This window comes from Pseudomonas neuropathica, assembly GCF_051174785.1.
Taxonomy (GTDB): Bacteria; Pseudomonadota; Gammaproteobacteria; order Pseudomonadales; family Pseudomonadaceae; genus Aquipseudomonas; species Aquipseudomonas neuropathica_A.
Genome location: NZ_CP195111.1, coordinates 6,197,566 through 6,209,576, shown reverse-complemented (window position 1 = coordinate 6,209,576; position 12,011 = coordinate 6,197,566). Strand labels below are relative to the sequence as shown.

11 protein-coding genes are annotated in these 12,011 nt (G+C 57.1%); 5 read left to right on the top strand and 6 right to left on the bottom strand.

The window, feature by feature from the left end; genetic code table 11:
- Nucleotides 1-175 precede the first annotated feature (175 nt).
- Nucleotides 176-1,057, top strand: coding sequence for an EamA family transporter RarD (gene rarD, locus ACRRSD_RS27895; RefSeq protein ID WP_435036439.1), 882 nt, complete (start codon nucleotides 176-178; stop codon nucleotides 1,055-1,057).
- A 206-nt stretch (nucleotides 1,058-1,263) separates the two neighbouring features.
- On the opposite strand, the gene hppD is transcribed toward rarD, so the two are convergent.
- Together hppD and ACRRSD_RS27885 are read right to left on the bottom strand one after the other, a co-directional pair.
- The gene (gene hppD / locus ACRRSD_RS27890) at nucleotides 1,264-2,340 is read right to left on the bottom strand and encodes a 4-hydroxyphenylpyruvate dioxygenase (RefSeq protein ID WP_016984437.1); all 1,077 of its coding nucleotides are present in this window, start codon (nucleotides 2,338-2,340) and stop codon (nucleotides 1,264-1,266) included.
- A 244-nt stretch (nucleotides 2,341-2,584) separates the two neighbouring features.
- Entirely contained in the window at nucleotides 2,585-3,532 is a 948-nt protein-coding gene (locus ACRRSD_RS27885) for a DMT family transporter (RefSeq protein ID WP_435036438.1), read from the bottom strand.
- A 78-nt stretch (nucleotides 3,533-3,610) separates the two neighbouring features.
- On the opposite strand from ACRRSD_RS27885, the gene ACRRSD_RS27880 reads away from it, so the two are divergent.
- From ACRRSD_RS27880 to ACRRSD_RS27870, 3 genes are all read left to right on the top strand, one after another.
- A complete protein-coding gene (locus tag ACRRSD_RS27880) occupies nucleotides 3,611-4,480 on the top strand; it encodes a LysR family transcriptional regulator (protein WP_435036437.1) in 870 nt (289 codons plus the stop codon).
- 118 nt (nucleotides 4,481-4,598) lie between these two features.
- Nucleotides 4,599-6,134, top strand: coding sequence for an EAL domain-containing protein (locus ACRRSD_RS27875; RefSeq protein ID WP_435036436.1), 1,536 nt, complete (start codon nucleotides 4,599-4,601; stop codon nucleotides 6,132-6,134).
- A 234-nt stretch (nucleotides 6,135-6,368) separates the two neighbouring features.
- Entirely contained in the window at nucleotides 6,369-6,734 is a 366-nt protein-coding gene (locus tag ACRRSD_RS27870; protein WP_007912217.1) for a histone-like nucleoid-structuring protein, MvaT/MvaU family, read from the top strand.
- Nucleotides 6,735-6,952: 218 nt separating this feature from the next.
- On the opposite strand, the gene ACRRSD_RS27865 is transcribed toward ACRRSD_RS27870, so the two are convergent.
- Entirely contained in the window at nucleotides 6,953-7,471 is a 519-nt protein-coding gene (locus tag ACRRSD_RS27865; protein ID WP_435036435.1) for a DUF4946 domain-containing protein, read from the bottom strand.
- Between the two features lie 139 nt (nucleotides 7,472-7,610).
- On the opposite strand from ACRRSD_RS27865, the gene gloA reads away from it, so the two are divergent.
- Nucleotides 7,611-8,132, top strand: coding sequence for a lactoylglutathione lyase (gene gloA / locus ACRRSD_RS27860; RefSeq protein ID WP_038368197.1), 522 nt, complete (start codon nucleotides 7,611-7,613; stop codon nucleotides 8,130-8,132).
- A 388-nt stretch (nucleotides 8,133-8,520) separates the two neighbouring features.
- Here gloA and ahpF read toward each other — a convergent pair whose 3' ends face one another.
- The 3 genes from ahpF to ACRRSD_RS27845 form a co-directional block, all read right to left on the bottom strand.
- Nucleotides 8,521-10,083, bottom strand: coding sequence for an alkyl hydroperoxide reductase subunit F (gene ahpF / locus ACRRSD_RS27855; protein WP_122599919.1), 1,563 nt, complete (start codon nucleotides 10,081-10,083; stop codon nucleotides 8,521-8,523).
- Between the two features lie 124 nt (nucleotides 10,084-10,207).
- The gene (gene ahpC / locus ACRRSD_RS27850; RefSeq protein WP_034154256.1) at nucleotides 10,208-10,771 is read right to left on the bottom strand and encodes an alkyl hydroperoxide reductase subunit C; all 564 of its coding nucleotides are present in this window, start codon (nucleotides 10,769-10,771) and stop codon (nucleotides 10,208-10,210) included.
- A gap of 137 nt (nucleotides 10,772-10,908) precedes the next feature.
- A complete protein-coding gene (locus ACRRSD_RS27845; protein ID WP_435036434.1) occupies nucleotides 10,909-11,847 on the bottom strand; it encodes a site-specific integrase in 939 nt (312 codons plus the stop codon).
- Nucleotides 11,848-12,011: the final 164 nt, after the last annotated feature.

The window sequence follows — 12,011 nt, the reverse complement described above, 5'->3', positions numbered from 1 at the left end:
GGCCGGCACACTCAACATCGGCGTTGTCTGGCACCCCGCTTTCGCGAGCAGGCTCGCTCCCACAGGTTTTGTGCTTATCTTCAGGATGTGGGGAATATTGATCACTCGGCCAATATTCAGCACAAAAACCACGTATCCTTCGCGCCCCGTTTGACCATCGACCCGCGAGGACAGTTTGTCTAAAGGTATCGCTTTATCGGTTTCAGCCTCGGTGCTGTTTGCCGTCATGTATTACTACACCTCGTTGCTCACGCCGTTGAGTGGCGTGGAAATCTTCGGCTGGCGGATGCTGCTGACCGTTCCGTGCATGACCGTATTCATGCTGGTGTCCGGGGAATGGCGGCGGGTGCTGGAGCTGGTTCGGTTGATGGCGGCAAAACCGAAATTGATCGCTGGCCTGATCGTTTCGGCGGCCCTGCTCGGTGTGCAATTGTGGCTGTTCATGTGGGCGCCGCTCAACGGCTACAGCCTCGATGTTTCGCTGGGCTACTTCCTGCTGCCACTGGCGATGGTGCTGACCGGGCGGATTGCCTACGGCGAGAGCCTGTCGTACCTGCAAAAAGTCGCGGTGTTCTTCGCAATCCTGGGTGTGGTGAACGAGCTGTATCAGGTGGGCGGCTTTTCCTGGGCGACACTGGTGGTTGTGGTTGGCTACCCGTTGTACTTCGTGCTGCGCAAATACCTGAAGACTGACAATCTGGGCGGCCTGTGGGTCGACATGACGCTGATGCTGCCCGTCGCCTATTGGTTTGTGCAGGGTGGCGAGCAAGGTTTCGGCGTGTTCGATCAATATCCGGGGCTGATGTGGCTGATTCCATTGCTTGGGTTGATCAGCGCGTCGGCGTTGGTGGTGTACATCATTGCCAGCCGTTTGCTGCCATTCAGTCTGTTTGGCTTGTTGAGTTATGTTGAGCCGGTGTTGCTGCTCGGTGTGGCGCTGTTGCTCGGTGAGAGCATCAAGTCCGGGGAATGGCTGACGTACATTCCGATCTGGCTGGCGGTGGTAGTGCTGGTCTTCGAAGGCTTCAAACATCTGATGCGGCAACGCCGCCCATAAGCGCAACACAAAACAAATGTGGGAGCGAGCTTGGTCCGGGCGGCGATCCGACGAAAGCGGTGGTTCAGTCACCCTGGATGTTGAATGGGAGACCGCATTCGTCGGATCGCCGCCCGGACCAAGCTCGCTCCCACAGGACTTGTGTGAAACAAAAAATCCCGGCACTGCATCTCTGCAGGCCGGGATTTTTTCATTTCAGTGGCGGATTACTCGGTAGCGAGCACACCACGACGCACCTGATCCCGCTCGATCGATTCGAACAAAGCCTTGAAGTTGCCTTCGCCGAAACCATCATCACCTTTACGCTGGATGAACTCGAAGAACACCGGGCCCATCAGGGTTTCCGAGAAGATCTGCAGCAGCAGGCGCTTGTCGCCCTGCTCCGAGGCGCCGTCGAGCAGAATGCCGCGCGATTGCAGCTGATCAACCGGCTCGCCGTGGTTCGGCAGGCGACCTTCGAGCATTTCGTAGTAAGTATCCGGCGGCGCGGTCATGAAGCGCATGCCGATTTTCTTCAACTGGTCCCAGGTCTTGATCAGATCGTCGGTGAGGAACGCGACGTGCTGGATGCCCTCGCCGTTGAACTGCATCAGGAACTCTTCGATCTGGCCCGCGCCCTTGGACGACTCTTCGTTCAACGGGATGCGGATCATGCCGTCCGGTGCGGTCATCGCTTTCGAGGTCAGGCCGGTGTATTCGCCCTTGATGTCGAAGTAGCGAATCTCGCGGAAGTTGAACAGCTTCTCGTAGAAGTTCGCCCAGTAGGCCATGCGACCGCGATACACGTTGTGGGTCAGGTGGTCGATGATCTTCAGGCCGGCACCAACCGGGTTGCGGTCAACGCCCTCGATAAACACGAAGTCGATGTCGTAGATCGAGCTGCCTTCGCCGAAACGATCGATCAGGTACAGCGGCGCGCCGCCAATGCCTTTGATCGCCGGCAGGTTCAGTTCCATCGGACCGGTTTCGATGTGGATCGGCTGAGCGCCGAGTTCCAGTGCGCGGTTGTAGGCTTTTTGCGAATCCTTGACGCGGAACGCCATGCCGCAAACCGAAGGGCCGTGTTCAGCCGCGAAGTATGAAGCGACGCTGTTGGGTTCGTTGTTGAGGATCAGATTGATCGCGCCCTGACGATAAAGGTGCACGTTCTTGGAGCGGTGGGTGGCGACTTTGGTGAAGCCCATGATCTCGAAGATCGGCTCCAGGGTGCCCGGCACCGGCGATGCGAGTTCAATGAATTCAAAGCCCATCAGGCCCATTGGGTTTTCGTATAAATCTGTCATGGTGACGCCTCATCATTCTTATCAAATTAACCTGGGTTATTTGTCAGTCTGCGAGGTCGGTGGGTGGCGCACAGGAGATGCCACGCACACTGCGGGCGAGGAAGTCACCGTAGATCAGTTGAAACCCGAATATCTTCATTGTCGACCCAAGGCTCTTGCGGGCGAGGCTTCTGCTGCCAGAAGACGATTATTATTGTATGCGTAACCCGATTCTACACAGCGTAAATAGGCTTGTCTGCTCTCTCTATAAAATCCGCTTTTTTGCGCCCGCTGCAAGGGGTTTGTTGCACAGGTAGATGCCGCCCAGGATCAGCGCACCACCCACGCACATGGCGGGCGTCAGTTGCTCGCCCAGCAGCAGCGCGCCAAGAATAACCGCCGTCAGCGGGTTCAACGCGATAAACACGCCGCTACGCGTCGCGCCGATTCTACGAATGCCATCGTAGTAGCCGATGTAGGCCAGCGCCGAGCCGAGGACGCCGAGGTAGATCAGGCTCAGCCATTGCGGCAGGCCGAGGTTATTCAGCGCACTCCAGCTCAGTTCGCCGCGAGCGGCCGCCAGAACCCACAACATCAGCGTGCCGATCAGGATCGAACACGTCACGGTCTGCACCGGCCCCAACGTTTGATTCAGCTCACGGGAAAACAACGAGTAAACACCCCAGCCCAGCACACAGCCGAGTATCAACAGATCACCGATCCATGCATCAGGCGTTGCCGCCAGTAATTGCGGATTGCGACTGACGATCACCAGACCGGCGCCGACAATACAGGTCGCGATGCCGGCGACTTTCATCCGGCCCAGGCGCTCTTTGAACAACCACCACGAGGCCAGACCGATCACTGCCGGGTTCAACGCGACGATCAACGAGGCGCGCGAGGCGTTGATGTATTGCAGGCCGTAAAAGAAGCACAAGTTGTAGAAGAAAATCCCGAAGAAACCCAAGAGCATCAGTTGCAGCCACTGCCGGGGTGTCGGTCGCGCCAAGGGGATCCGCGCTAGCCATAAAAAGCCGAGCAGCGCCGCACTGGCCAGCAAAAAGCGCAGGCTGGCGGCGAACATCGGGCTCAGGCTGCCGCCCAGGAACCGCCCGGCGACAAAGGTCCCGCCCCAGATCATGGTGACCGCCGCCAGAGTCAGGTAAACGGGGATGTCGGATGATGTTGTGTGCAGTTGCTCGACGTTAGGCATGACGCTCCAGACCCAGGAACTTGAGGAATGCCGTATCATTCACCTCATTCCTTGTCATCGTAAAATGAGTAAATACTCATGACCCTCACCCAACTGGAGATCTTCTCGCTGGTCGCCGAACTGCGCGGTTTTACCCTCGCCGCGCATCGGCTGGGGATTTCGCAGTCGGCGGTGTCCCATGCGATGAAGGCGCTGGAGCAGGAACTCGGTGTCGAACTGCTGCGCCGGCATCAGTCGTCCGTGGAACTCAGTGACATCGGTGAGCAATTGTTGCTGCGCGCCCGCGCCATGCTCGGTCTGGCCAACACCTTGCGTCAGGAGGCAGCCGATGCGCGCGGTATGAAAAGCGGCACCTTGCGCATCGGCTCGTTCGGCCCGACTTCGTCGATCAAGCTGCTGCCCGATATTCTGCGGCAATATCGCGAGGCGCATCCGGGCATCGAAGTACACATCGATGAAGGGCCGGATCGACAAGTGATTCAATGGCTGGAAGAGCGGCGGATCGACATCGGTTTCGTGGTGCTGCCCGAGGAGCGCTTCGACACGTTCGCTTTGATCGAAGACCAGATGGTTGCCCTGCTCCCAGTGGATCATCCCTTGGCAGTGCGGTCGGCATTGAGTCTCAAGGATTTGTGCGACGTCCCTTTCGTGCTCACTGAGGCCGGTTCTTCGGAACTGGTCTCGCGGCTGTTCATGGCCGCGCGCTTGCAACCGAACATTCGCTATCGCTGCTCGCAACTGCTCAGCACACTCGATACGGTCAGCCGTGGCGATGCCATCACGATTGTCGCCGAAGGGTCATTGCCGGACGATGCCTCACCTCGCTACGTGAAGAAGCCGTTGCTGCCCGCCGTGCAGCGCCAGGTTGGACTTGCCGTCCTCGATCAGCGCCAGGCGTCCCCCGCCACTCTGGCGTTTATCGAACTGGCGACGCGGATACATCATTGATGAGCGGCGCAAGCGCCTTCTGCCATCTATCCTCCCCTCTGGCTGATGTGTTTTTCAGCGGCGCGCCGTTGTCCGGCCTGCATTCGACAGCCCCACTCCACCGCGACAGGATGCGCCCATGCCGTTGACCGTCAGACCCCGCCGCAAGCGCAGCACCCGCATCGTTTTCACGCTGCTCAGCGGTTTGCTTCCGGTGCTGCTGGGCAGCGCGATTCTCTATATGCAAGCCGAACGCACGCTGGAACAAGGCTCACGTCAGACTGCCGAAGAGGCGTTGCGCCAATTCGAGTTGATGCTCGACAACACCGCCCAGGCCGCCCATGAGTTGCTGCCACTGGCCGGCCAGACCTGCGAGAACGTCAAACTCGCTTTACGCGAACAAGTGACCCGCCGCCCGTTCGTGCGCTCGACCAATCTGGTGTGGGACGACAACCTCTACTGCAGCTCGTTGTTTGGCGACTATAAAGAAGCCGTCAACGCAGGCGATTACAACCAGGGCAAGTTGTGGCTGATGAATGGCAACCCGGTGACACCCAACACCGCTCTGTTGGTCTATCGGCTCAGCGAAGGTCGCGGCGGCGCCCTGACCACCCTGGATGGTTACCATCTAAGCAACATGTTGCGTCTGATCGGCCGGCACATGCTGCTGGTGTTGCAAGTAGGCGGCAACTGGCTGTCGGCCGACGGCAAAGTGCATAGCGGCGCCCTGCCCGCGCTGCCGATAGCGCAAAACACCATGGACTCTTCACGCTATGCGTTCAGCGTTTCTGCGGGTTTTCCCGAGGGCGAAACCTGGCGGTACATGGCCGATGAGTATCCGCCGCTGTTCAGTCTGTTGATCTTTTTTGGCGTGGTGTCGGGAGCCATCGGCCATGTCTTGCAGAAGCGCTCTACGTCTCCGAGCCACGAGATGCTCCGCGCGCTCGAAGCCGGCGAGTTCATTCCTTACTTTCAGCCCGTGGTGCATGGTGACAGCAAGGCATGGTCGGGAGCCGAGGTATTGATGCGCTGGACTCACCCCAAAGAAGGCTTGGTGCGCCCGGATCTGTTTATACCGTTCGCCGAACATTCGGGGCTGATCGTGCCAATGACTCGCGCACTGATGCAACAAACCGCAGCGTTGCTGGGGCCGTTGTCAGCAACGTTCACCCCGCCGTTTCATATCGGCATCAATATCACCGCGAGCCATTGCAAGGACCTGGAGCTGGTGGAGGACTGCCGAACGTTTCTCGCCGCATTCGCGCCCGACAGCATCAGCCTGGTGCTGGAGCTGACCGAGCGCGAATTGATCGAGCCGACCGACATCACCCGGCAACTGTTCGAGCAACTGCACGCGCTGGGCGTGAAGATCGCGATTGACGACTTCGGCACCGGTCACTCAAGCCTCGGCTATTTGCGCAAATTCAATGTCGACTTCCTCAAGATCGATCAGAGTTTCGTCGCCATGATCGGCATCGATGCACTGTCCCGACACATTCTAGACACCATTATCGAACTGTCGGCCAAGCTGGATTTGGGTATTGTTGCCGAAGGTGTCGAAACTCAGGCACAAGCCGATTATCTGACCGCACATCACGTCAACTTCCTGCAAGGCTACCTGTTCGGCAAACCGATGCCGGCTGCGGATTTCATCAGCGCATTAACTCACCATTAACTAAGGCGGATTAAGACGAGCGTCCCGATCAGGCGCACCAAATTGATACAAAAGACCGTTGTTGTTACATGAAGACAACATCAGGATTTACTCTTGGCGCATTAACTACTACAATTTTTTCAACCTGAGCAAGATTGGCAGGTGAGCCATTTATCACCGAGTCGCTTCAAGGCTCTTGGCTTACAGCTTGGTTTGCGGTTGGTATCAGCCAAACACACTATTGGAGTAAAGATATTGTCCAGACTCGCTGAATTTCGTGCAGCTGAAAAGGCCCTTCAGGAACAGCTCAAGCAGCTGGAATCGCTGAAGAACGATGCCGGGCTCAAGAAAGAAATCGAATTCGAAGAAAAGCTCCAGGGGCTGATGAAAACCTACGGCAAAGGCCTGAAAGACATCATCGCCATTCTCGATCCGAACCCGGCAAAATCCGGTCTGCAGACCTCTGCAGCACCTAAAACCCGCCGTGCTCGCGTGGTCAAGGTTTATCACAACCCGCACACCGGTGAACTGATCGAAACCAAGGGCGGCAACCACCGCGGCTTGAAAGCGTGGAAGGAACAATACGGTGCAGCTACCGTTGATTCTTGGTTGCGCGGTTAATCCGACGCCAACAAAAAAGCCCTGCATGATGCAGGGCTTTTTTATTGACAATATCTAACAAATGAAATGAATTTCATCTAACAATTCCGACTTTTCTGTAACGTGGCTGAGTCACAGAGCTAAACACTTTGCTGCGCAATGTTGCGATTGCAGCTCTGCGTTAAACTTTGTGCTTAATCCCTTCGGGTATCTAATCAAACCATGAAGAGTACAGCGACTTAAAGTTTCAAGCTGTTTCTCACCGCCACTATCTCGTCTGCGCTCGCCTTATAAACCTCTGCCTGTCCGGCGTAGGAAAGAACATAAGCCTTGTCCGCCTCGACCGCCATCACCAGGGTTTGCGACAACACATGTCGACCGTTTTCGGTGATCGTGCAAGTGGTTTCCAGTGCCGACAAAGTACCCAGCGTGGTCGGATGCACTTTGTTGCAGACGCTTTGATAGCCACCCTGGAAGAAATCCTTCTGTATCGACTTGCGCATCTCCAGCAGGACGCCTTGCAGATTGACCTGATGCCCCTTCTCAACCTGAGTCATGGTCAATTCCATCACCATCACTTGATTGCCATCGGCATCATTCTTGACCGCACGCTGGCGGGAAACCTGCGCAGTTGCCTCAGGCAGCGCCTGGACTTGCCAACCAGCCGGCCAGGTGATGCTCGGCTCGTCGGCCGAAACATCAACAGCCACAAACAACAAAGCAGAAAGAACACACAGGGATTTGAACAGTCGGATCATTGCCGGGCGCACTCGCAGATTGAGCGGTAAAGTCTGAGGCTCGCCCGCACGCAGGGCAAGTCTGCCCTTTCATTTGGCGATGCCGACTGGCATGCGTATCATTGCGCCCATTCACTCGCCCATAGTTATTGGAGGGCCCATGAGCCTGCACGAACTCAACACTTTCCCCGGCGTCACCGCCACGCCAGACAGCGCAACCCGAAACTTCGTTTTCAACCACACCATGTTGCGTGTGAAAGACATCAGCAAATCCCTGGACTTCTACACCCGCGTGCTGGGTTTCTCGCTGGTTGAGAAGCGCGACTTCCCGGAAGCGGAATTCAGCCTGTATTTCCTCGCGCTGGTCGACAAGGCACAGATCCCGGCCGACGCCGCAGCTCGCACCGAGTGGATGAAGTCGATTCCGGGCATTCTGGAACTGACTCACAACCACGGCACTGAAAACGACGCCGATTTCGCCTATCACAACGGCAATACCGATCCGCGTGGTTTTGGCCATATCTGCATTTCGGTGCCGGATATCGTCGCGGCATGCGCACGCTTTGAAGAACTGGGCTGCGACTTCCAGAAGCGCCTGACCGATGGCCGCATGAAGAGCCTGGCGTTCATCAAGGATCCGGACGGTTACTGGGTCGAGATTATTCAGCCTGCGCCGCTGTAAAAGCTGAAAAGCCCCTCACCCTAACCCTCTCCCATAGGGAGAGGGGACTGATTGGGGGATATTGCGGAAGTTCACCGACTTGAAAGATTGGCGCTGAATCCAAATCGATCAGGTCTTACAGATCGACACCCCACTTCGGACATCTCGATCGGCTCCCTCTCCCTCTCCTGGAGGGAGAGGGAGCTGATTGGGAGATATTGGAGAATTACGCCGACTTGAACGATTGGCGCTGAATCCATAATCGACTGGGTCGTTCAGGTCGGCGGACAACGCCAGACACCTCGATCGGCTCCCTCTCCCTCGGGAGAGGGCTGGGGTGAGGGGCAGCTTTTCGCGCGCAATAAAAAACCCGTGATCGCTCACGGGTTTTTCATTTCAGGCCTGACGCTTATGCCGGAGCCGAAGTGCGGATCAAGTGATCAAAAGCACTCAGCGAAGCCTTCGCGCCCTCGCCCACCGCAATCACGATCTGCTTGTACGGCACAGTCGTCACGTCGCCGGCAGCAAAGATACCCGGAATCGAAGTCTCACCACGGTTATCGACGATGATCTCGCCACGTGGCGACAGCTCGATGGTGCCCTTCAGCCAGTCAGTGTTCGGCAGCAAACCGATCTGCACGAAGATCCCTTCCAGCTCGACAGTGCGCAACTCATCAGTGTTGCGATCCTTGTAACGCAGGCCGTTGACCTTTTCGCCATTACCAGTGACTTCCGTGGTTTGCGCACTGGTGATCACGGTGACGTTCGGCAGGCTGTGCAGTTTGCGCTGCAATACGGCGTCGGCGCGCAGTTGTACGTCGAACTCCAGCAGGGTTACGTGGGACACGATACCGGCCAGATCGATGGCCGCTTCAACGCCGGAGTTACCGCCGCCGATCACCGCCACACGCTTGCCTTTGAACAACGGACCGTCACAGTGCGGGCAGTACGCCACGCCTTTGTTGCGGTATTCCTGCTCGCCCGGCACGTTCATTTCCCGCCAGCGCGCACCGGTCGCCAGAATCACGCTTTTGGCTTTGAGGGTCGCGCCGCTGGCGAAGCGAACTTCATGCAGCTCACCGTTTTTGCCAGGGATCAGCTTGTCGGCACGTTGCAGGTTCATGATATCGACGTCGTACTGCTTGACGTGTTCTTCGAGTGCCGTGGCCAGCTTCGGCCCTTCGGTTTCCTGTACGGAAATGAAGTTCTCGATGGCCATGGTGTCGAGCACCTGACCGCCAAAACGCTCAGCGGCGACACCGGTGCGGATGCCTTTACGCGCAGCATAGATGGCTGCCGAAGCACCGGCCGGGCCACCACCCACAACCAACACGTCGAAGGCTTCTTTTGCGCTGATCTTCTCGGCCTGACGCTCGATGGCGCCGGTGTCGAGCTTGGCAAGAATCTCTTCCAGGCCCATGCGGCCCTGGCCGAAGTTTTCACCATTAAGGTAGATGCTTGGCACGGCCATGATCTTGCGATCGTTGACCTCGTCCTGGAACAACGCGCCGTCGATGGCGACGTGGCGAATGTTCGGATTGAGCACGGCCATCAGGTTCAGCGCCTGGACCACGTCCGGGCAGTTCTGGCAGGACAGCGAGAAGTAAGTCTCGAAGCTGAACTCGCCTTTGAGCGAACGGATCTGCTCGATCACTTCAACGCTGGCTTTCGATGGGTGGCCGCCGACTTGCAGCAAGGCCAACACCAGTGAAGTGAACTCATGGCCCATCGGGATGCCGGCGAAACGCAGACTGATATCAGCGCCCGGGCGATTGATCGAGAACGATGGTTTGCGTGCATCGTCACCGCTGTCGATCAAGGTAATTTGGCTCGAAAGACTGGCAACGTCTTTCAGCAGTTCCAGCATTTCACGGGATTTCGCACCGTCGTCGAGGGAGGCAACGATCTCGATCGGCTGGGTGACCCGTTCCAGGTACGATTTCAACTGGGCTTTAAGATTGGCGTCCAACATACGGGCGATTTCCTTTATTTGAGGCGAAAAAAAGCCCGAGCGAAACTCGCCCGGGCATTTTTATGGGGCGGTGCAGCTAACTTAAGCAGGTGCGGAGATCCGCCCCGAGTTGCGTGTCACAGACTTAGATCTTGCCGACCAGGTCCAGGGACGGTGCCAGAGTGGCCTCGCCTTCTTTCCACTTGGCTGGGCAAACTTCGCCTGGGTGAGCAGCAACGTACTGAGCAGCCTTGATCTTGCGCAGCAGCTCGGAAGCGTCGCGGCCAACGCCGCCATCGTTCAGTTCAACGATTTTGATCTGGCCTTCAGGGTTGATCACGAAGGTGCCACGGTCAGCCAGGCCAGCTTCTTCGATCAGCACGTCGAAGTTGCGGGAGATGGCGTGGGTCGGGTCGCCGATCATGGTGTATTCGATTTTGCCGATGGCTGGCGAAGTGTTGTGCCAGGCAGCGTGGGCAAAGTGGGTGTCGGTGGAAACGCTGTAGATCTCTACGCCGAGTTTCTGGAAAGCAGCGTAGTTGTCAGCCAGGTCTTCCAGCTCGGTTGGGCAAACGAAGGTGAAGTCAGCTGGGTAGAAGAACACGACCGACCACTTGCCTTTCAGGTCAGCGTCCGAGACTTGAACGAAGTCGCCGTTTTTGAACGCGGTAGCTTTGAACGGTTTTACTTGGCTGTTGATGATAGGCATTGATGACTCTCCGTCAGGGGTTATGAAGTTGATGGGTGAATCCTACCCACTCACTCCACGGATGGCTCATTGGCAAACCTGATGCTGCTGATTTGTTTTCGCTATTAGCTGACTGTATTAATAGAAGAAAACGATATCTACGACGAAGCCGGGTTATCCGTAATCCGAGCCATCCCCTGGAATGGGCTGGCTTCAACATAGCGCATCGCGGACTTCATATCCTTCCAGCCGACGTAACTCATCAACGATTTCAAATCCCAGCCACTTTGATGGGCCCACGTGGCGAAGCCTCGACGCAGGGAGTGGCTGGTGTAGTTTTCGGCGGCAATCCCGGCACGCTGCAACGCCTGACGCAGCAGAGGAATGATGCTGTTGGCGTGCAAGCCCTCCTCGTTCAGATTGCCCCAGCGGTCGATGCTGCGGAAAACCGGGCCGCGTACCAGCGCTGCTTCGGCGATCCAATCGATGTAGGCCTGCACCGGGCACAGCTTGAGCAGCGCCGGCGCTTGATAAGTCTGCCCGAGGTTTTCCCGATCGCCCTTGCTGCGCGGTAGATACAGGGTGATGCCCTTGCCGGCGCGCGCCTGTACATGCTCGATCTGCAAACGACACAACTCATCGCTGCGGAAACCGCGCCAGAATCCCAGCAGAATCAATGCGCGATCGCGGTAAGCCTTGAGCAATAACGGGCGATCCTGTTGCTCTTTTGCGGTCTGCACCTCCTGTTCAAGCCAGTCGATGACGCGCTGCAAATCCTGCAACTGCAGAGGCTCGGCTTGTTTCTCCTGCGCCGGGTGTAACGCGCGAATCCCTTTGAAGACCTTGCGCACCACCGGCGCCTTGGTCGGATCAGCAAACCCTTGGCTGTTGTGCCATTGCGCCAGTGCCGACAGACGCAGCTTCAACGTATTGATCGACAGCTCCTCGGCGTGCGCCACCAGATACCGCGCGACGCTTTCGGCTGTGGCCGGCAAGAACCCGCCCCACTTCACTTCAAAATGCTCGATCGCTGCGCGATAGCTACGGCGCGTGTTGTCACGGGTGGCGGCTTGCAGATAGCGATCCAGATCGCTCATGGGCTGTTCTTCTCGCTGGCGTACTGATTGAAGGGTGCAGATTGGCATTTTGCCGCCTGACACTGGGTAATACCAGTATATCCCGTGTCTTTATTATCAAAGGTTTACCTTTATTTTCTGAATGGTACACTGCGTACCTTAGTGGCATGTACCACAGTACGTAA

Bases quoted from the DNA above. Each gene is read 5' to 3' on its own strand.
- ahpF (WP_122599919.1), bottom strand. From the start codon at position 10,083: ATGTTGGACGCCAATCTTAAAGCCCAGTTGAAATCGTACCTGGAACGG.
- gloA (WP_038368197.1), top strand. From the start codon at position 7,611: ATGAGCCTGCACGAACTCAACACTTTCCCCGGCGTCACCGCCACGCCA.
- ACRRSD_RS27885 (WP_435036438.1), bottom strand. From the start codon at position 3,532: ATGCCTAACGTCGAGCAACTGCACACAACATCATCCGACATCCCCGTT.
- ahpC (WP_034154256.1), bottom strand. From the start codon at position 10,771: ATGCCTATCATCAACAGCCAAGTAAAACCGTTCAAAGCTACCGCGTTC.
- ACRRSD_RS27845 (WP_435036434.1), bottom strand. From the start codon at position 11,847: ATGAGCGATCTGGATCGCTATCTGCAAGCCGCCACCCGTGACAACACG.
- ACRRSD_RS27865 (WP_435036435.1), bottom strand. From the start codon at position 7,471: ATGATCCGACTGTTCAAATCCCTGTGTGTTCTTTCTGCTTTGTTGTTT.
- ACRRSD_RS27875 (WP_435036436.1), top strand. From the start codon at position 4,599: ATGCCGTTGACCGTCAGACCCCGCCGCAAGCGCAGCACCCGCATCGTT.
- ACRRSD_RS27880 (WP_435036437.1), top strand. From the start codon at position 3,611: ATGACCCTCACCCAACTGGAGATCTTCTCGCTGGTCGCCGAACTGCGC.
- hppD (WP_016984437.1), bottom strand. From the start codon at position 2,340: ATGACAGATTTATACGAAAACCCAATGGGCCTGATGGGCTTTGAATTC.